The sequence below is a fragment of the Streptomyces kanamyceticus genome (assembly GCF_008704495.1).
GTDB lineage: Bacteria > Actinomycetota > Actinomycetes > Streptomycetales > Streptomycetaceae > Streptomyces > Streptomyces kanamyceticus.
In genome coordinates this window covers 7,468,271-7,493,996 of the sequence record NZ_CP023699.1, presented here as the reverse complement: position 1 = coordinate 7,493,996, position 25,726 = coordinate 7,468,271, and the positions used below count along the sequence as shown (strand labels likewise).

The 25,726-nt window shown below is 72.7% G+C and carries 30 protein-coding genes; 9 read left to right on the top strand and 21 right to left on the bottom strand.

Going from position 1 to position 25,726, the window contains the following annotated elements:
* Positions 1 to 195 precede the first annotated feature (195 nt).
* From CP970_RS32445 to CP970_RS32415, 7 genes are read left to right on the top strand one after another with little or no spacing between them, the layout of a single operon-like run.
* Positions 196 to 1,209, top strand: coding sequence for an ADP-ribosylglycohydrolase family protein (locus CP970_RS32445; RefSeq protein ID WP_055552193.1), 1,014 nt, complete (start codon positions 196 to 198; stop codon positions 1,207 to 1,209).
* Positions 1,206 to 2,495, top strand: a complete 1,290-nt coding sequence (locus tag CP970_RS32440; protein WP_079043804.1) for an ADP-ribosylglycohydrolase family protein — start codon at positions 1,206 to 1,208, stop codon at positions 2,493 to 2,495. Before CP970_RS32445 ends, CP970_RS32440 begins: the two co-directional genes overlap by 4 nt.
* Positions 2,479 to 3,657 carry an ADP-ribosylglycohydrolase family protein gene (locus tag CP970_RS32435; protein ID WP_055552195.1) on the top strand — a complete coding sequence of 393 codons (1,179 nt, stop codon included), beginning with the start codon at positions 2,479 to 2,481 and terminating at the stop codon, positions 3,655 to 3,657. Before CP970_RS32440 ends, CP970_RS32435 begins: the two co-directional genes overlap by 17 nt.
* Entirely contained in the window at positions 3,654 to 5,036 is a 1,383-nt protein-coding gene (locus CP970_RS32430; protein WP_150494315.1) for an ADP-ribosylglycohydrolase family protein, read from the top strand. The genes CP970_RS32435 and CP970_RS32430 overlap by 4 nt, the downstream gene beginning before the upstream one ends.
* Positions 5,033 to 5,944 carry a ribokinase gene (rbsK, locus tag CP970_RS32425; RefSeq protein WP_055550370.1) on the top strand — a complete coding sequence of 304 codons (912 nt, stop codon included), beginning with the start codon at positions 5,033 to 5,035 and terminating at the stop codon, positions 5,942 to 5,944. The genes CP970_RS32430 and rbsK overlap by 4 nt, the downstream gene beginning before the upstream one ends.
* Positions 5,941 to 7,128 (top strand): CaiB/BaiF CoA transferase family protein, encoded by a 1,188-nt coding sequence (locus tag CP970_RS32420; protein ID WP_055550368.1) that lies wholly within the window; start codon positions 5,941 to 5,943, stop codon positions 7,126 to 7,128. The genes rbsK and CP970_RS32420 overlap by 4 nt, the downstream gene beginning before the upstream one ends.
* Positions 7,125 to 7,958 (top strand): HpcH/HpaI aldolase/citrate lyase family protein, encoded by an 834-nt coding sequence (locus CP970_RS32415; RefSeq protein ID WP_055550366.1) that lies wholly within the window; start codon positions 7,125 to 7,127, stop codon positions 7,956 to 7,958. The genes CP970_RS32420 and CP970_RS32415 overlap by 4 nt, the downstream gene beginning before the upstream one ends.
* Positions 7,959 to 8,026: 68 nt before the next feature.
* Here CP970_RS32415 and lgt read toward each other — a convergent pair whose 3' ends face one another.
* The 11 genes from lgt to hisI form a co-directional block, all read right to left on the bottom strand.
* On the bottom strand, positions 8,027 to 8,968 hold the full coding sequence (lgt, locus tag CP970_RS32410) for a prolipoprotein diacylglyceryl transferase (RefSeq protein WP_079043696.1): 942 nt from the start codon (positions 8,966 to 8,968) through the stop codon (positions 8,027 to 8,029).
* A gap of 85 nt (positions 8,969 to 9,053) precedes the next feature.
* Positions 9,054 to 9,839, bottom strand: a complete 786-nt coding sequence (locus CP970_RS32405) for a DsbA family protein (protein WP_055550362.1) — start codon at positions 9,837 to 9,839, stop codon at positions 9,054 to 9,056.
* A gap of 62 nt (positions 9,840 to 9,901) precedes the next feature.
* Positions 9,902 to 10,717 (bottom strand): tryptophan synthase subunit alpha, encoded by an 816-nt coding sequence (trpA, locus tag CP970_RS32400; protein WP_055550360.1) that lies wholly within the window; start codon positions 10,715 to 10,717, stop codon positions 9,902 to 9,904.
* Positions 10,714 to 11,997 carry a tryptophan synthase subunit beta gene (gene trpB, locus CP970_RS32395; RefSeq protein ID WP_055550358.1) on the bottom strand — a complete coding sequence of 428 codons (1,284 nt, stop codon included), beginning with the start codon at positions 11,995 to 11,997 and terminating at the stop codon, positions 10,714 to 10,716. The genes trpA and trpB overlap by 4 nt, the downstream gene beginning before the upstream one ends.
* A 154-nt stretch (positions 11,998 to 12,151) precedes the next feature.
* Positions 12,152 to 12,298, bottom strand: coding sequence for a tryptophan biosynthesis modulator TrpM (gene trpM / locus CP970_RS46040; protein WP_398656156.1), 147 nt, complete (start codon positions 12,296 to 12,298; stop codon positions 12,152 to 12,154).
* A gap of 8 nt (positions 12,299 to 12,306) precedes the next feature.
* Positions 12,307 to 13,116, bottom strand: a complete 810-nt coding sequence (gene trpC, locus CP970_RS32390) for an indole-3-glycerol phosphate synthase TrpC (protein ID WP_055550356.1) — start codon at positions 13,114 to 13,116, stop codon at positions 12,307 to 12,309.
* Between the two features lie 187 nt (positions 13,117 to 13,303).
* A complete protein-coding gene (locus tag CP970_RS32385) occupies positions 13,304 to 13,729 on the bottom strand; it encodes a DUF2752 domain-containing protein (protein ID WP_055550354.1) in 426 nt (141 codons plus the stop codon).
* Between the two features lie 143 nt (positions 13,730 to 13,872).
* Positions 13,873 to 14,094 carry an HGxxPAAW family protein gene (locus CP970_RS32380; RefSeq protein WP_055550352.1) on the bottom strand — a complete coding sequence of 74 codons (222 nt, stop codon included), beginning with the start codon at positions 14,092 to 14,094 and terminating at the stop codon, positions 13,873 to 13,875.
* A 125-nt stretch (positions 14,095 to 14,219) separates the two neighbouring features.
* Entirely contained in the window at positions 14,220 to 14,867 is a 648-nt protein-coding gene (locus CP970_RS32375; protein WP_055550351.1) for a TIGR02234 family membrane protein, read from the bottom strand.
* A gap of 7 nt (positions 14,868 to 14,874) precedes the next feature.
* A complete protein-coding gene (locus CP970_RS32370; protein WP_055550349.1) occupies positions 14,875 to 16,377 on the bottom strand; it encodes an anthranilate synthase component I in 1,503 nt (500 codons plus the stop codon).
* 11 nt (positions 16,378 to 16,388) lie between these two features.
* Positions 16,389 to 16,775, bottom strand: coding sequence for a phosphoribosyl-AMP cyclohydrolase (gene hisI / locus CP970_RS32365; RefSeq protein ID WP_055550347.1), 387 nt, complete (start codon positions 16,773 to 16,775; stop codon positions 16,389 to 16,391).
* An 82-nt stretch (positions 16,776 to 16,857) separates the two neighbouring features.
* Between hisI and CP970_RS32360 the strand changes: the two genes are divergently transcribed.
* Both CP970_RS32360 and CP970_RS32355 read left to right on the top strand, forming a co-directional pair.
* A complete protein-coding gene (locus tag CP970_RS32360) occupies positions 16,858 to 17,493 on the top strand; it encodes a TIGR03085 family metal-binding protein (protein WP_055550345.1) in 636 nt (211 codons plus the stop codon).
* A 10-nt stretch (positions 17,494 to 17,503) separates the two neighbouring features.
* On the top strand, positions 17,504 to 17,899 hold the full coding sequence (locus tag CP970_RS32355) for a glyoxalase/bleomycin resistance/extradiol dioxygenase family protein (protein WP_055550343.1): 396 nt from the start codon (positions 17,504 to 17,506) through the stop codon (positions 17,897 to 17,899).
* Positions 17,900 to 17,909: 10 nt separating this feature from the next.
* Here CP970_RS32355 and CP970_RS32350 read toward each other — a convergent pair whose 3' ends face one another.
* The 10 genes from CP970_RS32350 to hisD form a co-directional block, all read right to left on the bottom strand.
* Complete coding sequence (locus CP970_RS32350) at positions 17,910 to 19,160, bottom strand: MFS transporter (RefSeq protein ID WP_055550341.1); 1,251 nt, start codon at positions 19,158 to 19,160, stop codon at positions 17,910 to 17,912.
* A 13-nt stretch (positions 19,161 to 19,173) separates the two neighbouring features.
* Complete coding sequence (locus tag CP970_RS32345; RefSeq protein ID WP_055550339.1) at positions 19,174 to 19,776, bottom strand: winged helix-turn-helix domain-containing protein; 603 nt, start codon at positions 19,774 to 19,776, stop codon at positions 19,174 to 19,176.
* A gap of 121 nt (positions 19,777 to 19,897) precedes the next feature.
* Entirely contained in the window at positions 19,898 to 20,653 is a 756-nt protein-coding gene (hisF, locus tag CP970_RS32340; RefSeq protein ID WP_055550336.1) for an imidazole glycerol phosphate synthase subunit HisF, read from the bottom strand.
* Positions 20,650 to 21,054, bottom strand: coding sequence for a RidA family protein (locus tag CP970_RS32335; RefSeq protein ID WP_055550335.1), 405 nt, complete (start codon positions 21,052 to 21,054; stop codon positions 20,650 to 20,652). The genes hisF and CP970_RS32335 overlap by 4 nt, the downstream gene beginning before the upstream one ends.
* Positions 21,051 to 21,779, bottom strand: a complete 729-nt coding sequence (gene priA, locus CP970_RS32330; protein ID WP_055550333.1) for a bifunctional 1-(5-phosphoribosyl)-5-((5-phosphoribosylamino)methylideneamino)imidazole-4-carboxamide isomerase/phosphoribosylanthranilate isomerase PriA — start codon at positions 21,777 to 21,779, stop codon at positions 21,051 to 21,053. Before priA ends, CP970_RS32335 begins: the two co-directional genes overlap by 4 nt.
* Positions 21,776 to 22,417, bottom strand: a complete 642-nt coding sequence (gene hisH, locus CP970_RS32325) for an imidazole glycerol phosphate synthase subunit HisH (RefSeq protein ID WP_055550330.1) — start codon at positions 22,415 to 22,417, stop codon at positions 21,776 to 21,778. The genes priA and hisH overlap by 4 nt, the downstream gene beginning before the upstream one ends.
* A 17-nt stretch (positions 22,418 to 22,434) precedes the next feature.
* Positions 22,435 to 22,599 carry a hypothetical protein gene (locus CP970_RS44405; protein WP_055550328.1) on the bottom strand — a complete coding sequence of 55 codons (165 nt, stop codon included), beginning with the start codon at positions 22,597 to 22,599 and terminating at the stop codon, positions 22,435 to 22,437.
* 4 nt (positions 22,600 to 22,603) lie between these two features.
* Positions 22,604 to 23,197, bottom strand: a complete 594-nt coding sequence (gene hisB, locus CP970_RS32320; protein WP_055550326.1) for an imidazoleglycerol-phosphate dehydratase HisB — start codon at positions 23,195 to 23,197, stop codon at positions 22,604 to 22,606.
* On the bottom strand, positions 23,194 to 24,312 hold the full coding sequence (locus tag CP970_RS32315; protein WP_055550324.1) for a histidinol-phosphate transaminase: 1,119 nt from the start codon (positions 24,310 to 24,312) through the stop codon (positions 23,194 to 23,196). The genes hisB and CP970_RS32315 overlap by 4 nt, the downstream gene beginning before the upstream one ends.
* Positions 24,309 to 25,643 carry a histidinol dehydrogenase gene (gene hisD, locus CP970_RS32310; protein ID WP_055550322.1) on the bottom strand — a complete coding sequence of 445 codons (1,335 nt, stop codon included), beginning with the start codon at positions 25,641 to 25,643 and terminating at the stop codon, positions 24,309 to 24,311. Before hisD ends, CP970_RS32315 begins: the two co-directional genes overlap by 4 nt.
* Positions 25,644 to 25,726 lie beyond the last annotated feature (83 nt).

Below are 25,726 nucleotides of genomic sequence, written 5' to 3'. Positions count from 1 at the left end.
GTCCTCGCGACCACCCGGATCCGCACCCGCCCGACGAGCGAAGGAGTGATCTGAGCTCCGGGGTGCTCGTGTGAGCGCCGCACGTGGCAGACATGCAACCAAGCACCGCATCCAGCGGTCCGCGACGCACAGCCCGCGCACGGTCCGCACGGCCTGCGCACGGTCCGCACGGCCTGCGCACAAGGGAGGCACGGCATGTCAGCCACAGCATGCGTTCCCTCGGTCCCGCCGCCGGGCGACGCCGACGACCTCCGCGAGCGGGCGCGCGGCGCGCTGCTCGGCCTGGCGGTCGGCGACGCGCTCGGCGCCCCCGCCGAGAACATGAAGCCGTCCGAGATCCGCCGCCGCTGGGGCCGCATCACCGGGTACGTCGCCGAACATCCGGCCGGCACGGACGACACCGAGTACGCGATCTTCTCCGGCCTGCTGCTCGCCCGGCACGGCTCCGCGCTCACCGTCGCGCACGTCGAGGCGGCCTGGCACGAGTGGATCGCGGACCTGGACGAAGGCCCGTTCCGCGGCGCGGGGTTCAGCGAACGCGGCACCCTGGAGAACCTGCGCAGGGGGCTCGCCGCCCCCATCTCCGCCCAGCACCGGCACGCCTGGAGCGACGGCCTCGCGATGCGGGCCGCGCCCTTCGGCGTCTTCGCGGCGGGCCGCCCGCACGAAGCCGCCCGCCTCGTCGCGATCGACGGCTCGGTCAGCCACGACGGCGAGGGCATCTACGGCGGCCAGGCGGTGGCGGCGGGCGTCGCCGCGGCCATGGCGGGCGCGCGGGTCGACGCCGTGGTGGCGGCCGCGCTCGCCGCGATCCCCGACGACTGCTGGACGTCCCGCTCGCTGCGCCGCGCGGTGGCGGTCGCCCGGCGCGGCGAGCGCGCGGTCCGCTCCGCGGTGGTGATCGGCGGCTACCCCTGGACCGACCTCGCCCCCGAGGCGGTGGGCCTCGCCTTCGGGGCGTACGCGGCGGCGCGCGGCGACTTCGCCACGGCCGTCCTGACCGCGGTCAACATGGGCCGCGACGCGGACACGACGGCGGCGGTGGCGGGCGCCTTGTCGGGCGCGACGTGCGGGGCTTCGGCGATCCCCCCTGCTTGGTCGACCGAGATCGGCCCGGCGAGAGGCAGCTGCCTCCCCTCCATGCGCGGCCACCATGTGCTGGAGATCGCGGAGTTGTTGACCCCTGACGCCGAGGAGGGAGAGGGATGACCCCCGCTGTGGGCAGGCGTTCCGCAGGGCGAGTGGAGTCTCCCCTGGTCGAGCGAAGCCGAGAGCTTGGGGAAGGGTGGGCACAGCCCCCGTCGCAGAGCACCGTTCAAGGAGACATCCAGGCGTCGCAGACAGAAGGGCTCCTACTGGGCCTCGCCGCAGGCGACGCCGCCGGGTGGCCCGCGGCCAGACACAGAGCCACCCGCATGCCCGAGTGGACACGAAGACTCACCCGCGAACTCGACACCTTCGCGGAGCAGAACGCCACGACCACCCTCCCCGTCCCCATCGCCCTGAACCAGCCCCCCGAGCCCCTGCGCCTGGGCCCGTCGGACGACGCCGAATGGGCCGCGTTCACCGCCGAGTCCCTGCTCCGCGCAGCGGACGGCACCCTCAGCGCCACGCTGAGCGCCGACCGCCGCACCCGCGCGGTGCTCGACCTGTCCTGGAACACCCTCGCCGCCGAAGTCTCCGCGGCAGCGGCCCGCGCCCCCGAGGTCGAATCGGCGGTGCTCCCGCTGCGCGCCCGGATCTCCGTGCGCGCGGGCCTCGGCAACCTCGCCGCGGGCCTGCGCCCGCCCGCCACCGGCCACGACAACCCGCACTACTTCGACGACGCCGCCTGCGTACGCGCCTGTGTGCTGGCCCTCGTCCACCCCGGCCGACCCGAACAGGCCGCCGCCCTCGCGGAGTTCGACGCCCGCTACACCCAGGACGGGGACGGGGTGCACGGCGCCCGCGCGATGGCGGCGGCGATCGCGGCCGCGCTCGGCGGTGCCGATGTCGACACGGCGGTGGACACCGCGCTCGAACAGCTCCCCGAGCACACGGAGATCGGCCGCAACGCGCGCCACGCCGTGAAGCTCGCCCGCGCCGAGGCCACCCAGGACGACGGCGGCGGCGCCTTCGCCCTCGTACCGCTCCTCGAACATCAGATCGTCGACCACGTCTACAGCTACGGCATCGCCGCCGCCGAGACCGTCCCCGTCGCCCTCGCCCTGACCACCGCCGCGCGCGGCCGCATCCACGAGGCGGTGCCCGCCGCCGCGTGCCTGTCCCGTGTCGCCGACTCCGCGCCCGCCCTCGCCGGGGCGCTGACCGGCACGCTCGGCACGGCCGCCGCGATCCCCGAGAGCTGGCGCGCGGCCTGCCGCACCCTGTCCGGCTGCGCACTCCCCCACCTCGCGGGCACCGACCTGGTGGAACTCGCCGGGCAGCTGAGCCGCGCGGAACCCACGGAACTGACCACTCCAGGTGGACAATTCCGGCATGACGCCCACACTTAACACCCCGGAGCCCGGCACCCCGGATCTGGCGGACCGCATCACGGGCAGCCTCGTCGGAGCGGCGGTCGGCGACGCGCTCGGCGGTCCCGTCGAGGGGTACGCCCCCGAGCAGATCGCCGAACGGCACGGCGGCCGCGTCCGGGGCATCGTCGGCCCCTGGAACGGCGACCGCTGGCGCACCGCCCGCCCCATCGCGCCGTACCACAAGGGCGACGGGCACGTCACCGACGACACCTTGATGACGCACGCCGTCGTACGCGTCTACGGCACCGTCCGCGACCACCTCGACGCGTACGCGGTCGCCGACCACCTGGTCCCCGACCTGATGACGACACCGCGCTGGATCCCCGAGCTGGAGGCCGAGGCGATCCCCCTGCACCGGATCTTCCTCGCCGAGAAGTGGCTCGCGGCCCGGCTCCACTACGGCCACGTCGACCCCCGCGAGGCGGGCGCGGGCAACATCGTCAACTGCGGTGCGGCGATGTACATGGCGCCGGTCGGCCTGGTCAACGCGGCGAACCCGGCGGCCGCCTACGCCGAGGCGCTCGACGTCGCGGGCGCCCACCAGTCGTCGTACGGCCGCGAGGCGGCGGGCGTCTTCGCGGCGGCGGTCGCGGCGGCCTGCGCACCGGGCGCGACCCCGGACTCGGTGATCGGCACCTGCCTCGACCTGGCGAAGGACGGGACGCGGGCGGCGATCGAGGCGGTGGCCGAAGCGGCAGCGCCGCACCGCGACTTCGAGACCGCGCTGGCCCCGCTGCGCGCGGCGATCGCCCCGTTCGACACGGTCGGCCCCGACTACCGCGCCCCCTCCCTCGGCGCCCGCCGCCCCTCCCGGCTGCACTCCATCGAGGAACTCCCCATCGCTCTCGGCATGCTCCTGGTCGGCGAGGCCGACTACCGCCGCACGGTCCTCGGCTCGGTCAACTACGGCAGGGACTGCGACTCCATCGCGACGATGAGCGGCGCACTCGTGGGCGCCCTGCGCGGCGAGTCGGCGATCCCCCGCGACTGGTCCAAGACGGTGGCCGAGGCGAGCCGCCTCGACCTGCACGCCCCGGCGAGGGTCCTCACGGACGTGGCGCGGGAGATCTTCACCCGCGACGTACGCCGTCGCCGCGCCCACGAGTCCGCCTTCGCCACGCTCACGGCCACCCGGTGATCCGCCTGACCTGGGTCCAGCCGGAGGACCTGATCGGCCACGAACTCCACCAGGCGGAACGGGAGGGACGCGACGTCGCGTCGGTACGTTCGCGCTGGCTGGCGGCGGGCGGCCACGAGGCACCTTCTCGCGGGGGCGCGTCCGAGACACCGGCCCCGGCCCACCTGCGCGCGTTGGCGGAACAACTCCTGGACGAGTTGGGTGCGCTGTTGTGGGCAGGCGTGCCGCAGGGCGAGTGGGGTCTCTCCTGCTCGAGCGAAGCCGAGAGCTTGGGGAAGGGTGGGCACAACGCCCCGTCGCCGAGAACCGATACGACGGCACCAGCCCTGCTCCCACGTCTACACGCGGCCTGGCTCGGCAGAGCAATCGGCTGCCTCCTCGGCAAACCGGTGGAGAAACTCCCCCTGGCAGGGATCCGGCAACTCGCCAAGGCCACAGGCAACTGGCCCCTGCACACCTGGTTCACGGAAAAGGGCGTCCCACCCGCACTGAGGGCGACCTACCCGTGGAACAAGCGCTCCGCGAAGACCTCCCTCGCCGAGAACATCGACGGCATGCCGGAGGACGACGACCTCAACTACCCCCTCCTCAACCTCATCCTCCTCCAGCGCCACGGAAAGACCTTCACCACCACGGACGTGGCAAGGCTCTGGCTCGACGAGCTCCCCGCGGGCCGCACCTTCACCGCGGAACGCATCGCGTACCGCAACCTCCTCACCGGCATCGAGCCCCCGCGAACCGCCACCCACCGCAACCCGTTCCGCGAGTGGATCGGCGCCCTGATCCGCGCCGACGTGCACGGCTGGACCAACCCCGGCGACCCCGCGGCGGCCGCGGCGCAGGCCCGTCGCGACGCGGCCCTGACCCACACGGCGAACGGCGTCCACGGCGCGGAGTTCGCCGCGGCCACCATCGCCGAGGCCGCGGGCGGACACGGCGACGTCCACCGCTGCCTCCAGGCAGGCCTCACCGTCGTACCCCCGGACTCCCGCCTCGCCGCAGCCGTCCGGCACGGCATCCAACTGGCGGAAGACGAAAGGGACTTCGACCGCGTGGTCGACCTGCTGCACGCCACCCACGCCGACCACCACTGGGTCCACGTCGTCCCCAACGCCGCCCTGCTCGCCGCCGCCCTCACCCACGCCGACGGCGACTTCACGGGCTCCATCACCCGCGCGGTCTCCGGCGGCTGGGACACCGACTCGAACGGCGCGACGGCCGGGTCGGTCGCGGGCCTGCTCGCAGGGCATCCGGCGCGGATCCCCGACCGCTGGAAGGACCCCCTCAAGAACCGGCTCGCCACGTCCATCGGCGACTTCGACGGCATCGGCTTCGACACCCTCGCAGAACTCACCGCCCGGGAGGCACACCGCTCATGACCCCCACGCCCCACATCGCCGTCCTCGGCAGCGCCAACATGGATCTCGTCGCGTACGTCGCGAAGGCCCCGCAGCGCGGCGAGACCGTGACGGGACGCGAGTTCCGTACGGTCCCCGGCGGCAAAGGCGCCAACCAGGCGATCGCCGCGGCCCGCGCGGGCGCCACCGTCTCGATGATCGGCGCGGTCGGCACCGACGCCTACGGCACCCGGCTCCGCTCGACGCTCGAACACTCCGGCGTCGACACCGACCTGCTGCGCACCGTCGAGACCTCGACCGGCACCGCGCACATCGTGGTGGACGACGACGGCGGCAACTCGATCGTCGTCATCCCCGGCGCCAACGGCAGCCTGACCGCGCTCGCCCCCGGCGACGAGGGCCTGATCGCCTCGGCCGACGCGCTCCTGCTCCAGCTGGAGGTCCCGGTCGACGGCGTGCTCGCCGCCGCGCGGGCCGCCCGCAGACACGGCGTACGCACCGTCCTCACCCCGGCACCCGCACAGCCCCTGCCGCCCGAACTCCTCGCCGCCACCGACCTGTTGCTGCCCAACGAGCACGAGGCGGCCGCACTCACCGGCATCACCGACGACCCGCACGCGGCGGCCGGGGCGCTCCTCTCGCAGGTCCCCGAGGTCGTGATCACCCTCGGTTCGCGCGGCAGTCTGTACGCGGCCCGGGGCGCGGAGCCGGTCGTGGTGCCCGCGCGTCGGGTCACCGCGGTCGACACGACGGGCGCGGGCGACACCTTCGCGGGCACCCTCGCGGTGGCGCTCGCCGAGGGCGACTCCGTGACCGAAGCGCTCGGTTGGGCCTCCGCGGCGGCCGCGCTCTCCGTCCAACGGACCGGCGCGTCGGCCTCCATGCCGTACCGCTCGGAGATCGACGGCGAGGCGGAAGGCACCTCATGACGCCCCCGCTGACCGGCCTGCGCGTCCTCGACCTGGCCACCCTCTTCGCGGGCCCGCTGGCCGCCACGATGCTCGGAGACTTCGGCGCGGAGGTCATCAAGGTCGAGCACCCCACCCGCCCCGATCCCTCGCGCGGCCACGGTCCCTCGAAGGACGGCGTCGGCCTGTGGTGGAAGCTGCTCGGCCGCAACAAGCGCACGATGACCCTCGACCTGTCGACGCCCGGCGGCCGCGACACGCTCCTGCGCCTGGCCGCCACCGCCGACGTGGTCGTCGAGAACTTCCGCCCCGGCACCCTGGAGAAGTGGGACCTGGGCTGGCCCGAACTGAGCGCGGCCAACCCGCGTCTGGTCCTGGCCCGCGTCACCGGCTTCGGCCAGTTCGGACCGTACGCGCGCCGCCCCGGCTTCGGCACGCTCGCGGAGGCGATGAGCGGTTTCGCCGCGATCACCGGCGATCCCGAAGGCCCTCCGACGCTCCCGCCGTTCGGCCTCGCCGACTCGATCGCGGGCCTGGCGACGGCGTACGCGGTGATGACGGCGCTCGCGGCCCGGGACCGCACGGGCCGCGGCCAGGTCATCGACATGGCGATCATCGAGCCGATCCTCACGGCCCTCGGCCCCCAGCCGCTCTGGTACGACCAGTTGGGCCACGTACAGCCCCGCACCGGCAACCGCTCCACGAACAACGCGCCCCGCAACGCCTACCGCACGGCGGACGGCAGCTGGGTCGCCGTCTCCACCTCGGCCCAGTCCGTCGCGGAACGCGTGATGCGTCTGGTGGGCCGCCCCGAACTGATCGCCGAGCCGTGGTTCGCGACGGGCGCCGACCGCGCGCGGCACTCGGACGTCCTGGACGAGGCCGTGGGCTCCTGGATCGCCCGCCGCACCCGCACCGAGGTGATCGACGCGTTCGAGAAGGCGGAGGCGGCGGTCGCCCCCATCCAGGACGTACGCGATGTCATGACGGACCCCCAGTACGCGGCCCTGGACACGATCACCACGGTCGACGACCCGGAACTCGGCCCCCTGCGCATGCAGAACGTCCTCTTCCGCCTCTCCGAGACCCCCGGCGCGATCACCTGGGCGGGCCGCCCGCACGGCGCGGACACCGACGCGGTCCTCACCGAGATCGGCCTGACGGAACGGGAGATCACCACCCTGCGCAAGGAGGGCGCCCTGTGACCGCCCCGCACCCCCTGACCTGGCTGTACGCCCCCGGGGACCGCCCCGACGTGGTGGCCAAGGCACTCCTCGCGGGCGCCGACGTGGTGATCGTCGACCTGGAGGACGCGGTAGCCCCCGACCGCAAGGAGTACGCCAGGTCGGCCACCGCCGAACTCCTCGCGGAGCCCCGGCCGGTGCCCGTGCACGTCCGCGTGAACGCCCTGGACAGTCCGCTCGCCGAGGCCGACCTGCGCGCGCTCGCCCCGCTCACCGGAGTCGCCGGGCTGCGGCTGCCCAAGGTCACCTCGCGCGCCGACGTCATCCGGGTCGCGGAACGCGCGGCCCCCGCCGACGGCGGCGCCCCCACCCTCTACGCCCTCATCGAATCGGCGCTCGGCCTGGAGCACGCCTACGCCATCGCCACCGCGCACCCCGCCCTGCGCGGCCTCTCCATCGGCGAGGCGGACCTCCGCGCCGACCTGGGCGTACGCGAGGAGGTGGGGCTCGACTGGGCGCGCTCGCGCGTGGTGGTGGCCGCGCGCGCGGCGGGCCTCGCGCCGCCCGCCCAGTCGGTCCACCCGGACATCCGCGACCTCGAAGGGCTCGCCGCGTCCTGCGCCCGGGGCCGCGCGCTCGGCTTCCTGGGCAGGGCGGCGATCCACCCCCGCCAACTCCCGGTGATCGAACGGGCGTACCTGCCCACCCCCGAGGAGATCGAACAGGCGGAAGAGATCACCAAGGCGGCGGCGACGGACGCGGGAGCGCTGGCCCTGCCGGACGGCCGCTTCGTGGACAGGGCGGTGGTGGAGGGCGCGCGGAGAACCCTGGCGCTGGCCCGGCGAGGCTGACCGCCAACGCCGATGGGGCCGCCGGATCATGTGATCCGGCGGCCCCATCGGCGTACAGCCAAGGAACGTCAGCGCTTCTTGGCCGACTCGGCCTCGTCTTCCGCGGGTTCCTTCTTGTCCGCCGCGGGTTCCGACTTCTCCGCCGCAGGCTCATCCGCGGAGGCACCGTCATCGTCCGCTTCGCCGGAGGCGACCGCTGCGGGTTCGACGATCTCCTCGCGGCCGGGGCGGGTCTTCGCCGACACCACGAGGTAGACCACGGCCAGGACGAAGACGACGATCGCGGTCCATACGTTCAGGCGCACGCCCAGGACGTGGTGCGCGTCGTCGACGCGCATGTACTCGATCCAGGCGCGCCCCGCGCAGTACGAGGCGACGTACAGCGCGAACGCCCGTCCGTGCCCGAGCTTGAAGCGGCGGTCGGCCCAGATGACCAGGACGGCGACGCCGATGCACCACAGCGACTCGTACAGGAAGGTGGGGTGGTACGTGCCGGGGACGCGGCCGTCCTCGGCCGAGGTGATCTTCAGGGCCCACGGCACGTCCGTGGGCTTGCCGTACAGCTCCTGGTTGAACCAGTTGCCCCAGCGGCCGATCGCCTGGGCGAGCGCGATGCCGGGGGCCAGCGCGTCGGCCCAGGCGGGCAGCGGGATGCCGCGGCGGCGACAGCCGATCCACGCGCCGACCGCGCCGAGCGCGATCGCGCCCCAGATGCCGAGGCCGCCCTCCCAGATCTTGAAGGCGTCCACCCAGTCACGGCCGTCGCTGAAGTACAGCTGGTAGTCCGTGATCACGTGGTAGAGCCGCCCGCCGACGAGGCCGAACGGCACGGCCCAGACGGCGATGTCGGCCACGGTGCCGGACTGGCCTCCGCGGGCGACCCACCGCTTGTTGCCGAGCCAGACGGCCACGAAGACGCCGATGATGATGCAGAACGCGTAGCCGCGCAACGGAATGGGGCCGAGATCGACCACACCGCGCGACGGACTGGGAATGAAGGCAAGGTCCATGGCAGGTCCGACGCTACCGTGCCGGGCGGCGGGGACGGCAACCCGCCCGGCTACGGGTCCATAACAGGAGCGTCGGCGGCGAGCCCTAGCCCTTGTTCGCGTCCTCCACCATCTTCTTCAGCTTCGCGGGGGTCAGCGGGTTCTGCTGGTCGCCGAAGATGTCCTTGCCGTCGAGCCGCACCGTCGGCGTGCCCCGCAGCTTGGCGTCCTGGAAGGCCTGGTTGGACTCGGTGGCCCAGCTGTCGTGCTTGCCGTCCTCGACGCACTTCTTGAAGGAGTCCGTGACGAGACCGTCCACCTGGCCCGCGAGCTCGATCAGCTTGGCGTTCTTGCTGAACGCGTCGTCGGATTCCTCGGGCTGGTTCTTGTAGAGCACGTCGTGGTACGGAGGGAACTTCCCCGCGTCCTGGGCGCAGCCCGCCGCGTTGGCCGCGCGCAGCGAGCCGCTGCCGCCGAGGTTCTTGTCGATGAGCGTGGCCAGGTGATATTCGACCTTGAGCTGGCCCTTGTCGGCGAGCTCGTGGATGGTCGAGCGATAGGCGTCCTCGAACTGCTTGCAGGCCGGGCAGCGGAAGTCCTCCCAGATGTCGAGGGTGGACTTGGCGCTCTCCTTGCCGAGCGGGAGCGACAGCTTGTCCTTGCCGTTCGCCCCCTTGGGCGCGACCACGGGGCCCGACGACGTGTCGCTCTTGTCATCGCCACCGGAATTGGCGGCGAGCAGGCCCACCACCGCGGCGAGGCCGAGCACACCGACCACCGCGGCTCCGACGATCAGCCCTCTGCGCTGCTTGTCGCGGGCCTTCTGCCGCTCTCGCTCTTCCGCCAGCCGCTCGCGGGCCGATCGCTTTCCCTCACGGTTCTTCTCACTCACACCCCGCCAACGAACCGGGGAGGCACGAGCGTGCCTCCCCGGTCCGAATCCACCCGTACGGGTTATGCCTTGCCGCGGACACCGTCCGCGAGTTCGCCCGCGAGCGCCCGCACGGCCGCGAGGCCCGCCTGCTCGTCCTCGGCGTCGAGCATCCGCTGGACGAAGGCCGAGCCGACGATCACGCCGTCGGCGAAGCCCGCGACCTCGGCGGCCTGGCGGGCGTTGGAGACGCCGAGCCCGACGCAGACCGGCAGGTCGGTGGTGGCCTTGGTGCGCCGCACCAGCTCCTGCGCCTGTTCGCCGACAGAGGCGCGGGTGCCGGTGACGCCCATCAGGGACGCCGCGTAGACGAAGCCGGAACCGGCCGCCGTGATGGTGGCGAGCCGCGCGTCCTTGCTGCTCGGCGCGACGACGAAGACCGTCGCGAGGCCGTGCTTCTCGGCGTGCTCCCGCCACAGCGCCGACTCCTGGACGGGCAGGTCGGGCAGGATGCAGCCCGCGCCACCCGCCTCGGCGAGCTCGGCGGTGAAGCGCTCCACGCCGTAGCGGTCGATCGGGTTCCAGTACGTCATGACGAGCACCGGCTTGCCGGTCGCCGCATGGGCCTCGCGGACCGTGCGCATGACGTCGCGGATCTTGAGGCCGCCGCGCAGCGCGATGTCGTCGGCGGTCTGGATGACCGGGCCGTCGAGCACCGGGTCGGAGTGCGGCAGGCCCACCTCGACCACGTCGGCGCCGCCCTCGAAGGCGGCCTTGACCGCCGCGATGCCGCCGTCCACGGTCGGGAATCCGGCCGGGAGATAGGCGATGAGCGCGGACCTGCCCTCGGCCTTCGTGGCCGCGAGAGTGTCGTCCAACAGCTGGATGTTGCCGCTCACTTGGCGTCCCCCTGAATCTCCGCGGTGGCCGCCGCGTCCGCCTCGACGGCGGCGTCCGTGTCGTACAGGCCGAAGTAGCGCGCGGCCGTGTCCATGTCCTTGTCGCCGCGTCCGGAGAGGTTGACGATGATCAGCCCCTCCTTGCCGAGCTCCTTGCCGACGTCCAGCGCGCCCGCGAGCGCGTGGGCGCTCTCGATGGCCGGGATGATGCCCTCGGTCCTGGACAGGAGCCGCAGCGCCTGCATGGCGGCGTCGTCGGTGACCGCGCGGTACTCACCGCGGCCGCTGTCCTTGAGGTAGGCGTGCTCGGGGCCGATGCCGGGGTAGTCGAGTCCGGCCGAGATCGAGTAGGGCTCGGTGATCTGGCCCTCCTCGTCCTGGAGGACGTAGCTACGGGAGCCGTGCAGGATGCCGGGCTCGCCCGCGGTCAGGGTGGCCGCGTGCTCGCCGGTCTCCACGCCGTGCCCGGCGGGCTCGCAGCCGATCAGGCGTACGTCCGCGTCCGGGATGAAGGCGTGGAAGAGGCCGATGGCGTTGGAGCCGCCGCCCACGCAGGCGACGGCGGCGTCGGGCAGGCGTCCGGCGCGCTCCAGGATCTGCCGCCTGGCCTCGACGCCGATGACGCGGTGGAAGTCGCGGACCATGGCGGGGAAGGGGTGCGGGCCCGCGACGGTGCCGAAGAGGTAGTGCGTGCGGTCCACATTGGCGACCCAGTCGCGGAACGCCTCGTTGATGGCGTCCTTCAGGGTGCGGCTGCCGGACTTCACGGCGACGACCTCGGCGCCCAGCATGCGCATCCTGGCCACGTTCAGGGCCTGGCGCTCGGTGTCGATCTCGCCCATGTAGATGGTGCATTCGAGGCCGAAGAGCGCACAGGCGGTGGCCGTGGCGACGCCGTGCTGGCCCGCGCCGGTCTCGGCGATCACGCGGGTCTTGCCCATGCGCTTGGTGAGCAGGGCCTGGCCGAGCACGTTGTTGATCTTGTGCGAGCCGGTGTGGTTCAGGTCCTCGCGCTTGAGGAAGATCCGGGCGCCACCGGCGTGCTCCGCGAAACGGGGCACCTCCGTGAGGCTGCTGGGGCGGCCGGTGTAGTTGACGAGCAGGTCGTCGAGCTCGGCGGCGAAGGCGGGGTCGCTCTTGGCCTTGTCGTACTCGACGGCGACCTCGTCCACGGCGGCGACGAGGGCCTCCGGGATGAACTTGCCGCCGAACGCGCCGAAGTAACCTTCGGCGCTGGGGATTTGACCCTCCGGGTCGGGGATGAAGTACTCGCTGGGCATGTGGAAACCTCGCGTTGGCATGGCATTGGCGGTCGGGGTGCATACGCCTTTGCGCCGTCGCTGGTCACGGGTCCATCGCGACTGCGGCCCAGATTGGGCTGATCGCGCAGTTCCCCGCGCCCCTTATCAGGGGCGCCTCAGCTCGCGGCGGCGCTCAGGCGCCGCCCTGCCATCGCATGCCCGGAATCTGGCCCGGCTCCGACCCGATGTGGTACCGCACCCGCCTGCCCCGCACGCGCCGCGCGGGCGCCCGGCAGCCGCGGGGGCGGCAGCCGGGTGCGAGGCGGGCGGCAATGGACATGGGTGGAGTCAGCTCCGTCCGTGGCGCAGGGCCGGGTGGGCGCCCGCGGCGACCAGGTCCGAGACGGCGGACCTCGGGTCGCGGCCCGTGACCAGGGACTCGCCCACGAGCACCGCGTCGGCGCCCGCGTTGGCGAAGGCGATGAGGTCGTGCGGACCGCGCACACCGGACTCGGCGATCTTGACGACGCTGTCCGGCAGCTCGGGGGCGACCCGCTCGAAGGTGGAGCGGTCGACCTTGAGGGTCTTCAGGTCGCGGTTGTTGACGCCGATGACGCGGGCTCCCGCGTCCACGGCGCGCTCGGCCTCGTCCTCGTCGTGCACCTCGACGATCGGCGTGAGGCCGATCGATTCGGCACGCTCGATGAGGGACTCCAGGGCGGGCTGCTCCAGGGCGGCCACGATCAGCAGCGCGAGGTCGGCGCCGTACGCCCTGGCCTCCCACAGCTGGTACGAGGTGACGATGAAGTCCTTGCGGAGCACCGGGATGTCGACCTTGGCGCGGACGGCCTCCAGGTCGGCGAGCGAACCGCCGAAGCGGCGCTCCTCGGTGAGCACGGAGATGACGGCGGCGCCGCCCGCCTCGTAGTCGGCGGCGAGCCCCGCGGGGTCGGCGATCGCGGCGAGCGCGCCCTTGGAGGGGCTGGAGCGCTTGACCTCGCAGATGACCTTGACGCCGTCGCCGCGCAGGGCGGCCGCGCCGTCCTTGGCCGCGGGCGCCTTGGCCGCGCGCTCCTTGAGCTCGTCGAGGCTGACGCGCGCCTGCCGCTCCGCGAGGTCGGCACGGACTCCGTCGATGATCTCGTCGAGCACACTCACGCGAGCGGCCCCCTTCCTGACGGTTGAGCTGACGTTCAAGCTGGTCACTGCGATGGTATCCGCAGGAGGGCGAAGGCCCCGCATCCGGTTGACGCGCGTCCCACGACCTGGACACCCGACGCGCCCGTGACCTGGACGTTCACCACCGCCACGGCCCAAGTGTCCACCGCTCCCGCGGCGTGCGCCGTCAGGGGTGCAGCCACGATCCGAACGGCAGATTGCGGACCAGGGTGAAGACCGCGATCAGTGCGCCGACGCTCCACAGCTGCACCGGGCCCAACTCGATCCGCAGCGGCTTTCCGCGCGCCGTCCGGATCGCCCACACGGTCCACAGGACGGCGAAGAGGACGTATCCGGCGACGGCCATCGCGTTGGCGCCGAGCGCCGTGGCGAAGTCGCCGTGGATGAACGCGTGGGCGCTGCGCAGACCGCCGCAGCCGGGGCAGTAGATGCCGGTGAGGCGCAGGAGCGGGCAGGCGGGGTAGTGGCCGGGTTCGTTCGGGTCGACCGCGCCGACGTAGACGAAGGCCCCGACGACCGAGGCGAGCACACCGGCGGGCACGAGCAGGCGGGTCAGGACGGCGGGCTCGGCGCTCTCGGTTTCGGCGGTCACCCGTGCATTCTGCCTCGCGCGAGGTGCCGTCGCCCGGCGGGCGGACGCGCAAGAGGCGGACGCGCAAGAGGCGGACGCGCAAGAGGCGGCCCCGGCGACTTGCCGGACCGCCTCTTGGCGTACGCCGATCCCCTACGAGCGGTTCAGCTCTCGGAGCCAGCGACCTGTCGCTGCGGGCGCTTGGTCTGGCCCATGCCCGCCATGCGCATGACGCCGCCCACGATGCCGCCGATCACGATGATCGCCATGCCGGCCCAGAACCCGGGCACGTTCGCCATCACCATGAAGGCACCCGCGACGCAGAAACCGATGAAGGCGATGATGACACCGGTCCAGGCGGCCGGGGTGTGTCCGTGGCTGGCCATGACTTGCTCCTCGTTGCTGTGCGTGGTGATGGGGGAAGCCCACCGCGAGTCGGACGCTCGCGGCCATTGTCCCGTACTCGCGCGTATGCCGTGAGCGCGGGGTCACGCTACGCGCGTCGGTCCTGTCAGGTTTCGCGCGTCGGGTCCTCGCCGCGGTCGAGGGCCTTCCACATCTCCTCGGGCCGCTCCGGGTCCGGCGCGCGGCGGGCCTTGCGGGGTCGTGGCGAACCGTCGCGTTCGTAGCGGCTGGACATCGCGGGCCAGCCACGGCCGTAGGTGAGCGCGAGCAGGCCCGCGAGCAGGAGCAGGACGCCCGCGGCGGCCGCGGCGTACGGCCAGCCGGTGTGGCTCAGCTCCCCGATGGTGGCGGCGGCGTCGCCGGACGCCGTGGCGGCCTTCTCGTCGAGGGCGGCCCGGTCGCCCGCGCCGAGGAGGGCGGCCGCGATCGTGCCCGCGCCGCTGAGCGTGAGCAGCAGGGAGACCAGGACGCGGCCGGTGCGGCGGACCGCGAAGACCGCGACGAGGGCGGCCAGGCCCACTATGGCGAGCGCCGCGGGGACGCCCGTGACGTCGCCTCCCGTGGCCGAGAGCGGCAGGGAGCCGCCCGCCACGGAAGCGGTGCCGTGCGCCCACTCCTGGCGCGATGCGAGCAGGGCGAGGGCCGCGCCGACGGCGCCGAGCAGCAGCGCTGCGGCGATGCTGCGCCTGCTGCTGCGCTGCTCTCGGCTCTCGGCGGGAGCCTCGGTACGGGGCGGTGGTACTGCGGAAGTCACCTGTCCACTATCCCTCACGGCCCGAACGCGCGTGCAGCCGGTTCGCCGTGTGGATGGCGCGCAGTACGGCGGCGGCCTTGTTGCGGCACTCGGTGTCCTCGGCGACGGGGTCGGAGTCGGCGACCACACCCGCTCCGGCCTGCACGTATGCCGTGCCCTCGCGGAGCAGGGCGGTGCGGATGGCGATCGCGGTGTCGGAGTCGCCCGCGAAGTCGAGGTAGCCGACGCAGCCGCCGTACAGGCCGCGCCGGGACGGCTCCAGCTCGTCGATGATCTGCATCGCGCGGGGCTTGGGGGCACCGGAGAGGGTGCCTGCCGGGAAGCAGGCGGTGAGCACGTCGAAGGCGGTGCGTCCGTCGGCGACCTGTCCGGTGACCGTCGACACGATGTGCATGACGTGCGAGTACTTCTCGATGGACATGAAGTCGACGACCTCGACGGAGCCCGGCTCGCAGACCCTGCCCAGGTCGTTGCGGCCCAGGTCGACGAGCATGAGGTGCTCGGCGCGCTCCTTGGGGTCGGCGAGCAGTTCGTCGGCGAGCGCCTGGTCCTCCTGCGGGGTGGCGCCCCGGTGCCGGGTCCCCGCGATGGGGTGCACCATGGCGCGCCCGTCCTCGACCTTGACGAGGGCCTCGGGCGAGGAGCCGACCACGTCGAATCCGTCGAAGCGGAAGAGGTACATGTACGGCGAGGGGTTGGTCGCCCGCAGCACCCGGTAGACGTCCAACGCGCTTGCCGTGCACGGCGTTTCGAACCGCTGCGAGGGCACGACCTGGAAGGCCTCACCGGCCCGGATGCGCTCCTTGATGTCCTCGACGGCCTCCTGGTACTGCTCGCCGCCCCACAGCGCGGTGTACTCGGGCAGCTCGGAGGGCGGCAGGGCGGCAGGGGGCTGGGAGACGGGCCGGGAGAGGTCGGCCTCCATGGCGTCGAGGCGGGCGACCGCGTCGGCGTACGCCTCGTCGACGCCGGTGTCGAGGTCGTTGTGGTTGATCGCGTTGGCGATCAGCAGGACCGAGCCGTCCCAGTGGTCCAGGACGGCGAGGTCGCTGGTGAGGAGCATCGTCAGCTCGGGGAGTTTCAGGTCGTCCCGCTCCCCCGGGCCGATCTTCTCCAGGCGGCGCACGATGTCGTAGCCGAGGTAGCCGACCATGCCGCCGGTGAAGGGCGGCATCCCGGCGGCCAGGTCGCGCGGGGTGTGCAGCAGTTCGACGGTGGCGCGCAGCGCGGCGAGCGGGTCGCCCGACGTGGGGACGCCGACGGGCGGGGTGCCGAGCCAGTGGGCCTCGCCGTCGCGGACGGTGAGGGTGGCGGCGCTGCGGACGCCGACGAAGGAGTAGCGGGACCAGGTGCGGCCGTTCTCCGCGGATTCCAGGAGGAAGGTGCCGGGACGCTCGGCGGCGAGCTTGCGGTAGAGGCCGACGGGGGTGTCGCCGTCCGCGAGGAGCCTGCGGCTGACGGGGAGCACGCGGCGGTCGGCCGCCAGCTTGCGGAAGGTCTCGAGGTCCATGGGTGCAGACCCTACTGACCGGGCGCGGGCGCGGGGGACACGGGAAGCACGTCGGAGTCGAAGCAGGTGCGGGTGCCCGTGTGGCAGGCCGCGCCGACCTGGTCGACCTGGACGAGGACGGTGTCCGCGTCGCAGTCAAGGGCCACCTCCTTGACGTACTGGAAGTGGCCCGAGGTGTCGCCCTTGACCCAGTACTCCTGGCGGCTGCGCGACCAGTAGGTGCAGCGTCCTGTGGTGAGGGTGCGATGCAGTGCCTCGTCGTCCATCCAGCCGAGCATCAGCACCTCACCGGTGTCGTACTGCTGGGCGATGGCGGGGACGAGCCCGTCGGCGCTGCGCTTCAGGCGCGCGGCGATCTCCGGGTCGAGGCTGCTGCTGGGCGGGGGAACGCTGGTCATGGGCCCATTGTGCCGCGCTCCCGGCCCGCGCCCCGCGTGCGTCCACTGTCCGGACCGGGTGGGTGGTCGTAGGCTGGCTGGCATGTCGACCCATGCCAAGCGTGAACGACTTCTCCTCGCCGACCTGTTGGAGGCGCAGGGCCCGGCGGCCCCCACCCTGTGCGAGGGCTGGCAGACCCGGGACCTCGCGGCCCACGTGGTGGTGCGCGAGCGCCGCGCGGACGCCGCGGGCGGGCTCGTGATCAAGCAGCTGGCCGCGCGTCTGGAGCGGGTGCAGGCCGAGTTCGCCGCGAAGCCGTACGAGGAACTGATCCAGCTGATCAGGACGGGCCCGCCGCGCTTCTCGCCGTTCTCGCTCAAGCAGGTCGACGAGGCGTCGAACGCCGTCGAGTTCTACGTGCACACCGAGGACGTGCGCAGGGCCGCGCCCGACTGGACGCCGCGCGAACTCGACCCGGTGTTCGCCGACGCCCTGTGGTCCCGTCTGGAGCGCACCGCGCGCCTGGTGGGCCGCAAGGCGCCCACCGGCCTGGTGCTGCGCCGTCCGGACGGCCGGACGGTGGTGGCGCACCGGGGGACGCCGGTGGTGACGGTGACCGGCGAGCCCTCCGAGCTGCTGATGTTCGTGTACGGCAGGCAGGAGGTCGCCGATGTCGCCCTGGACGGCGACAAGGACGCGATCGCCACGCTCCACGAGTCCAAGCGGCTCGGACTCTAGGATTCCTTCCATGATCAAAGTAGCCATGGTGAGTGTGTACGTCGACGACGTCGCGAAGGCCCAGGCCTTCTACACGGACGTGCTGGGCTTCGAGACCCGCACGCACATCGACATGGAGGACGGCAACCTGTTCGTCACGGTGGGCGCGGCCGGTGCCCAGGCGGACCTCGAGGTGCTCCTCGAACCGGGCCAGGGGCCGATCGCCGAGCCGTACCGCGCGGCCCTGCGCGCGGCGGACCTGCCGTGCATCGTCTTCTCCGTGGACGACGTGCGCGCCGAGCACGAACGGCTCGGCGCGCTCGGCGTGACGTTCCCCCAGCCGCCGACGGAACAGGGCCCGTTGCTCACCGCGGTGCTCGACGACACGGTCGGCAATCTGGTGATGCTGTCCCAGCCGATCGGCTGAACGCGCCGGGTCAGCGCGGGAGTTCGGCGCGGCGCAGGGCGCGGGAGCAGAGTCCGTACACCCCGCCCGCCACGGTGACCGCCGCTCCCGTGACGAATACGGGGCCCGCGCCCCAGGCGCCGATCGCGATCCCCGTGAGGGGGTAGCTGAGCGGCGGTATGCCCATGGTGAAGAGGCTGCTCACCGAGGTGACGCGGCCCAGGTAGGCGGGGTCGGTGGCCGTCTGCAGGAGCGCCCCGGCCAGGGCGCCGCCGAGGCCGAGGCACAGCCCCACGAAGAACGCGGCCACCACTCCGGCCGCCACGGACGGCGCGAACGCGAACGCGCCGAGCGCGGCCGCCCCCGGCAGCACCGACCACGACATCACGAGCCCCGCACGCGGCACCCGGCGCCGCACGGTGAGCAGCAGCGACGCGGCCCCCGCGCCCACGCCGAAGCCCGCGAGGATCCACCCCATCCCGGCCGCGCCCCAGCCGCGCTCGTCGGCGAGCAGCACGAGGCCCACGTTGACGGGTCCGGCGAAGCCCATCTCGCTCACCGCGATCGTGACCACCAGCGGGGCGAGGACGCGGTGGCCGCGCACGTACCGCAGCCCGTCGGCCAGTTGGCGCCGCGCGGTGTCCGCGCGGCCCGCCCGTTCGTCGGCGGCGGGCTCCCGCAGCCGTACGGCCATGAGCAGCGGCAGGGACACGGCGAACAGTACCCCGGCCACCCCGAACCCCGCCGCGGGCCCGCCCACCGCGACCGCGAGGCCGCCGAGCGGCGCCGAGCACACGGTGGCCACGCGCTGGGCGAGCCCGCGCATCCCCTGCACCCGGCTGAGCTGCCCCGGAGCGGTGATGCGCGGCGGCAGGGCGCCGACACTCGGCAGGAAGAGCGCGTCCACGGCCCCGAAGACGAGGGCGACGACGGCGAGCAGCCAGATCCCGGGGGTGGTCACCAGCAGCAGCGCGGCGACCGAGAGGATCACCGCGCAGCGCACGGCGTCGCTGCCGATGACCACGCGGCGCGGCCCGAAGCGGTCGGCGATGACGCCCCCGCCGAGCATGAGCACCGCGCGCGGCACCGAGCCGACGGCGAGCACGAGCCCGGTCTGCGCCGCGCCACCGCTGCGGGCCGCGGCCCAGGACAGCGCCACGAAGTAGACGCTGTCGCCGATCATCGATGCGGTGTAGGCGCTCAGCCAGCGCAGGACGTTGGGGTCGCGGTGGGCGGGGCGTTCGGCGGTGGCGGGGGCCAGGGATATGCCGGTGGCGGTCATGGTGGACGCCCTCTCAGAGCCGGAACGGGAAGCTGGCCAGGTGTACGGCGACGTTCTCGCGCCCTGCGGTGTCACCGGCCGCCTCGGCGGCCTTGCCCCGCTCCTCGTACGTCCTGACCAGGGCGTGGATCTCGGCGTTGAGCGAGGTGAGCTCGGCGGGGTTGAGGCGGGCGAGGAAGTCCGACTGGTCGGCCGCCTCGCGCCACCGCTCACCCCACGCCGTCTGCTGGTCCAGGTAGGTCTCGTACTGCTCGTGGCGGTGCGCGATGAGCCGACGGATGATCGCGGAGTGCGCGGCGACGCCCTCGGGAGTGTCCTTGAAGTCCTCGTGGCGGAAGCTCAGGTTGTCCTGCGCGGCACGCCACCAGCGCTCCCGCGCGTCGCCGCTTTGCGCGTCGGCCTCCTCGATGAGGCCGTGCTCAGCGAGCTTGCGCAGGTGGTAGCTGACCAGGGATACGGCCTCGTCGACCTGCGCGGCGAGCTGCGACGCGGTCGCGGTGCCCGCCGCCCGCAGCCTGCCGTAGAGCTTCAGGCGCAGGGGGTGACCGAGGGCCTTCAGCGTCCCGACGTCGGTGATCCGGCGGGTCTCGGCGGGCCGGGGCTGCTTGTCGTCCATGTGCTCACCGTAGATAGGAAGGAAATGTTGCGCAATATAAATTGCGCAACTTTCGCTTCCTACCTGGACGGAAAACGGCCCCGATCACCCAACGGTGACCGGGGCCGTGGACCCGAGGGCCTCAGCGAACGGGATGCCCCGCCCCCCGAAGGGCCTCCTTCACCTCACCGATCCGCAGATCCCCGAAGTGGAAGACCGACGCGGCGAGCACCGCGTCCGCGCCCGCCGCGACGGCAGGCGGAAAGTGCTCCAGGCGGCCCGCGCCGCCCGAGGCGATCACCGGCACCGTGACGTGCTTGCGGACCGCCGAGATCATCTCGATGTCGTAGCCGTCCTTGGTGCCGTCCGCGTCCATCGAGTTGAGCAGGATCTCGCCCGCGCCGAGCTCGGCGGCGCGGTGCGCCCATTCGACGGCGTCGATTCCGGCGGACTTCCGGCCGCCGTGGGTGGTGACCTCGAAGCCCCCGGACGGAGTCCGCCTCGCGTCCACCGAGAGCACGAGCACCTGGCGCCCGAACCGCTCCGCGATCTCGCGGATCAGCTCGGGGCGCGCGATGGCGGCCGTGTTCACGCCCACCTTGTCGGCGCCCGCGCGGAGCAGCTTGTCGACGTCCTCCGCGGTGCGCACGCCGCCGCCGACCGTGAGCGGGATGAAGACCTGCTCGGCGGTGCGGCGGACCACGTCGTACGTCGTCTCGCGGTTGCCGGAGGAGGCCGTGATGTCCAGGAAGGTGAGCTCGTCGGCGCCCTCGGCGTCGTACACCTTGGCCATCTCGACGGGGTCGCCCGCATCCCGCAGGTTCTGGAAGTTGACGCCCTTCACGACGCGGCCGTTGTCCACGTCGAGGCAGGGGATGACGCGTACGGCGAGGGTCATGCCGTGCCTCCCGAAGGCCGGTACGCCTCCACCTCGACCTCGACGACCAGGCTGGGGTCGACGAAGCCGGAGACGATGAGCATCGAGGCGGCGGGGCGCACGTCGTCGAAGAGCTCCTTGTGGGCGCGGCCCACGTCGTCGACGTCGCGCGCGTGCGTGAGGTACATGCGGGTGCGCACCACGTGCTCGCGGCCGAGGCCCAGCTTCTTCAGGGCGTCGAAGGCGACCTGGAAGGCGTTGACCGTCTGCTCGTAGGGCGTGCCCGCGTCTATGGAGCCGTTCACCACGGAGGTGCAGCCGGACACCAGGACGAGGCCGCCCGGCAGTTCGACGGCGCGGGAGTAGCCGAAGGCGTCCTCCCACGGGCCGCCCGAGTTCACCCGGCGTACGACGTCGCTCATGACGACGCCACCGCGGCGAGCGCCTCTTCGAGGGTGAACGCCTTCGCGTACAGCGCCTTGCCGACGATCGCACCCTCGACGCCCTGCGGGACGAGCTCGGCGATGGCGCGCAGGTCGTCCAGGGAGGAGACGCCGCCCGACGCCACCACGGGGCGGTCCGTCGCCGCGCAGACGTTGCGCAGGAGTTCCAGGTTGGGGCCCTGCAGCGTGCCGTCCTTGGCGATGTCGGTGACCACGTAGCGCGCGCAGCCCTCGGAGTCGAGGCGCTCCAGGGTCTCGTAGAGGTCGCCGCCGTCGCGGGTCCAGCCGCGGCCGCGCAGCGTCGTGCCGCGTACGTCGAGGCCGACCGCGATCTTGTCGCCGTACTCGGCGATGACCTTGGCGACCCAGTCCGGGGTCTCCAGGGCGGCCGTGCCCAGGTTCACGCGGGTGCAGCCGGTGGCGAGGGCGGCGGCGAGCGTGTCGTCGTCGCGGATGCCGCCGGACAGCTCGACCTTGATGTCCATGGCGCCCGCGACCTCGGCGATCAGGGCGCGGTTGTCGCCGGTGCCGAACGCGGCGTCCAGGTCGACCAGGTGCAGCCACTCGGCGCCCGACCGCTGCCAGGCGAGGGCGGCCTCCAGCGGGGAGCCGTAGGACGTCTCCGAGCCGGACTCGCCGTGGACGAGGCGTACGGCCTGGCCGTCGCGGACGTCGACGGCGGGAAGGAGTTCGAGGGTGCTCACAGGGTTCCGATCCAGTTGGTGAGGAGCTGGGCGCCGGCGTCGCCGGACTTCTCGGGGTGGAACTGGGTGGCGCTCAGGGCGCCGTTCTCGACGGCCGCCACGAAGGGCTCGCCGTGCGTGGACCAGTGCACGTACGGGGCGCGCATCACCGGGTTCACGACTTCGAGGGACCACTTGTGCACGGCGTAGGAGTGCACGAAGTAGAAGCGCGCGTCGTCGTCCAGGCCCTTGAAGAGCGGGGACCCGGCCGATGCCCGCACCGTGTTCCAGCCCATGTGCGGCACGATGTCGGCCCGCAGCGGCTCGACCGTGCCGGGCCACTCGTCCAGGCCCTCGGTCTGAACGCCGTGCTCGATGCCGCGCGCGAAGAGGATCTGCATGCCCACGCAGATGCCCATCACGGGACGGCCGCCGGACAGACGGCGCCCGACGATCCAGTCGCCGCGCACCTCCTTCAGCCCCTGCATGCAGGCGGCGAACGCGCCGACGCCGGGCACGAGCAGGCCGTCGGCGTTCATGGCCTTGTCGTAGTCGCGGGTGATCTCGACGTCGGCGCCCGCGCGCGCGAGGGCGCGCTCGGCGGAGCGGACGTTGCCGAAGCCGTAGTCGAAGACGACGACCTTCTTGGGAGTGCTCATCTCGCGTACGCCTCCCGTCAGTTCCAGTAGTCGAGCCGCAGGATGCCCGCGGCCAGACACATCACGGCGCCGATGGAGAGCAGCGTGATGAGGCTCTTGGGCATCCCCTGCTTGACGAAGGAGATGATGCCGCCGATCAGGAAGAGGCCGACGACGATGAGGATGGTGTTCAGACCGGTCATGGGTTTACAGCGCGCCCTTCGTGGAGGGGAGGATCCCGGCGGCGCGCGGGTCGTGCTCCGCGGCGTAGCGCAGGGCGCGGGCCAGGGCCTTGAACTGGCACTCCACGATGTGGTGGGCGTTGCGTCCGTACGGCACGTGCACGTGCAGGGCGATCTGCGCCTGCGCGACGAAGGACTCCAGGATGTGCCGGGTCATCGTGGTGTCGTACTCGCCGATCATCGGCGCCATGTTCTCGGGCTCGGTGTGCACCAGGTACGGACGGCCGCTGAGGTCGACGGTCACCTGGGCGAGGGACTCGTCGAGCGGGACCGTGCAGTTGCCGAAGCGGTAGATGCCCACCTTGTCGCCGAGCGCCTGCTTGAAGGCGGCGCCGAGGGCGAGCGCGGTGTCCTCGATGGTGTGGTGCGAGTCGATGTGCAGGTCGCCCTCGGTCTTGACCGTGAGGTCGAAGAGGCCGTGGCGGCCGAGCTGGTCGAGCATGTGGTCGTAGAAACCGACCCCGGTCGACACGTCGACCTTTCCGGTGCCGTCGAGGTCGATCTCGACGACGACGGAGGTCTCCTTGGTGGTTCTCTCCACCCGTCCAACGCGGCTCATGCGCTCTGCTCCTTCTTGAGTTCGCGTACCGCATCGAGGAACGCGTCGTTTTCGGCGGGGGTTCCCGCGGAGACCCGCAGCCACCCGGGCACTCCGTTGTCCCTGACCAGGACGCCCCGGTCGAGGATCTGCCGCCACACGGCGTGGGCGTCGGCGAACCGCCCGAACTGCACGAAGTTGGCGTCGGAGTCGGTCACTTCGTAGCCCGTCGCGCGCAGCTCGGTGACCAGGCGGTCGCGCTCGGCCTTGAGCTGCTCGACGTAGCCGAGGAGGGTGTCGGTGTGCTCCAGGGCGGCGAGCGCGGTGGCCTGCGTGACGGCCGAGAGGTGGTAGGGCAGCCGGACCAGCTGTACCGCGTCGACGACCGCGGGGTCGGCGGCGAGGTAGCCGAGGCGCAGGCCCGCCGCGCCGAACGCCTTCGACATGGTGCGCGAGACGACGAGGTTCGGCCGCCCCTCGATCAGCGGGAGCAGCGAGTCGCCGTGGCTGAACTCGACGTACGCCTCGTCGACCACGACGATCGCCCCGGCAGTCGCAGCCTTGGCGGCCTGCGCCGCTTCGTAGAGGGCGAGGACGGTCTCGGCGCTCACCGCGTTGCCCGTGGGGTTGTTGGGTGTGGTGATGAAGACGACGTCGGGCCGGTTCGCGGCGATGGCCTCGGTGGCGGCGGCCACGTCGATCGTGAAGTCGTCGTGGCGCGGCCCCGAGATCCAGCCGGTGCCGGTGCCGCGGGCGATCAAGCCGTGCATCGAGTACGAGGGCTCGAAGCCGATGGCCGTCCGCCCGGGGCCGCCGAAGGTCTGCAGGAGCTGCTGGATGACTTCGTTCGAGCCGTTGGCCGCCCAGACGTTGCCGAGGGCGACCCGGTGGCCCGCGGTGCGGGTGAGATAGCGGGCGAGCTCGGTGCGCAGCTCCACCGCGTCCCTGTCGGGGTAGCGGTTGAGGTCGCGGGCGGCCTCGCGCACCCGCTCCGCGATGCGCTCGACGAGCGCGTCGGGCAGCGGGTAGGGGTTCTCGTTGGTGTTCAGGCGTACGGGTACGTCGAGCTGGGGGGCGCCGTAGGGGGACTTGCCGCGCAGTTCGTCGCGTACGGGAAGGTCGTCGATGTTCGTCACTTGCCCTCCGGCACCTTCCACCCGAACCTGGCCTTGACCGCCGCGCCGTGGGCGGGCAGGTCCTCGGCCTCGGCGAGCGTCACCACGTGGTGCGCGACGTCGGCGAGGGCCTCGCGGGAGTAGTCGACGATGTGGATGCCGCGCAGGAACGACTGCACGGAGAGGCCCGAGGAGTGGCAGGCGCAGCCGCCGGTCGGCAGGACGTGGTTGGAGCCCGCGCAGTAGTCGCCGAGGGAGACCGGCGCCCAGGGCCCCACGAAGATCGCGCCCGCGTTCTTGACGCGGTCCGCGACGGCGGTGGCGTCCGCGGTCTGGATCTCCAGGTGCTCGGCGCCGTACGCGTCGACGACCCTGAGGCCCTCCTCCAGGCCGTCGACCAGGACGATCGCGGACTGGCGGCCGCTCAGCGCGGGCACGATCCGGTCCTCGACGTGCTTGGTGGCCGCGATCTGCGGCGCCAGCTCCTTGTCGACCGCGTCGGCGAGCGCCACGGAGTCGGTGACCAGGACGGCGGCCGCGAGCGGGTCGTGCTCGGCCTGGCTGATCAGGTCGGCCGCGACGTGCGCCGGGTCGGCGGTGTCGTCGGCGAGGACAGCGATCTCGGTCGGGCCCGCCTCGGTGTCGATGCCGATGCGGCCGGTGAAGTAGCGCTTGGCGGCCGCGACCCAGATGTTGCCGGGGCCCGTGACCATGTTGGCGGCGGCGCAGCTCTCGGTGCCGTAGGCGAACATCGCGACGGCCTGGGCGCCGCCGACCGCGTACACCTCGTCGATGCCGAGGAGCGCGCAGGCGGCGAGGATCGTCGGGTGCGGCAGGCCGTCGAAGTCGGCCTGCGGCGGGGACGCGAGCGCCATCGACTCGACGCCCGCCTCCTGCGCGGGGACCGCGTTCATGATCACCGAGGAGGGGTAGACCGACCGGCCGCCGGGCGCGTACAGCCCGACGCGCTCGACGGGTACCCACTTTTCGGTGACCGAGCCGCCCGGGACGACCTGGGTGGTGTGCGGGGCGCGGCGCTGGGCGCGGTGGACGGTGCGGGCGCGGCGGATGGACTCCTCCAGGGCCGCGCGGACCTCGGGGGCGAGACCGGCCAGGGCCTCGGCGAGCGCGGCCGCGGGCACGCGGACCTGCTCAAGGCGGACGCCGTCGAACTTCTCCGCGTACTCGATCAGCGCCGCGTCGCCACGATGATGCACGTCCTCGCAGATGGGCCGCACCTTCTCCAGGGCGGCCGCGACGTCGAAGTCGGCACGGGGCAGCAGGGCGCGCAGGGCGGCCCCCGACGGAAACTCCGTAAGGGCATCGCCGCGCAGATCGATTCGAGAGATCACATGGCCAATTCTCTCAGACCTTCTTTCGGCGCCGAACGCCCGTATCACTGGCTGATATGAACCTCGGAACCGCGCGTTCACCA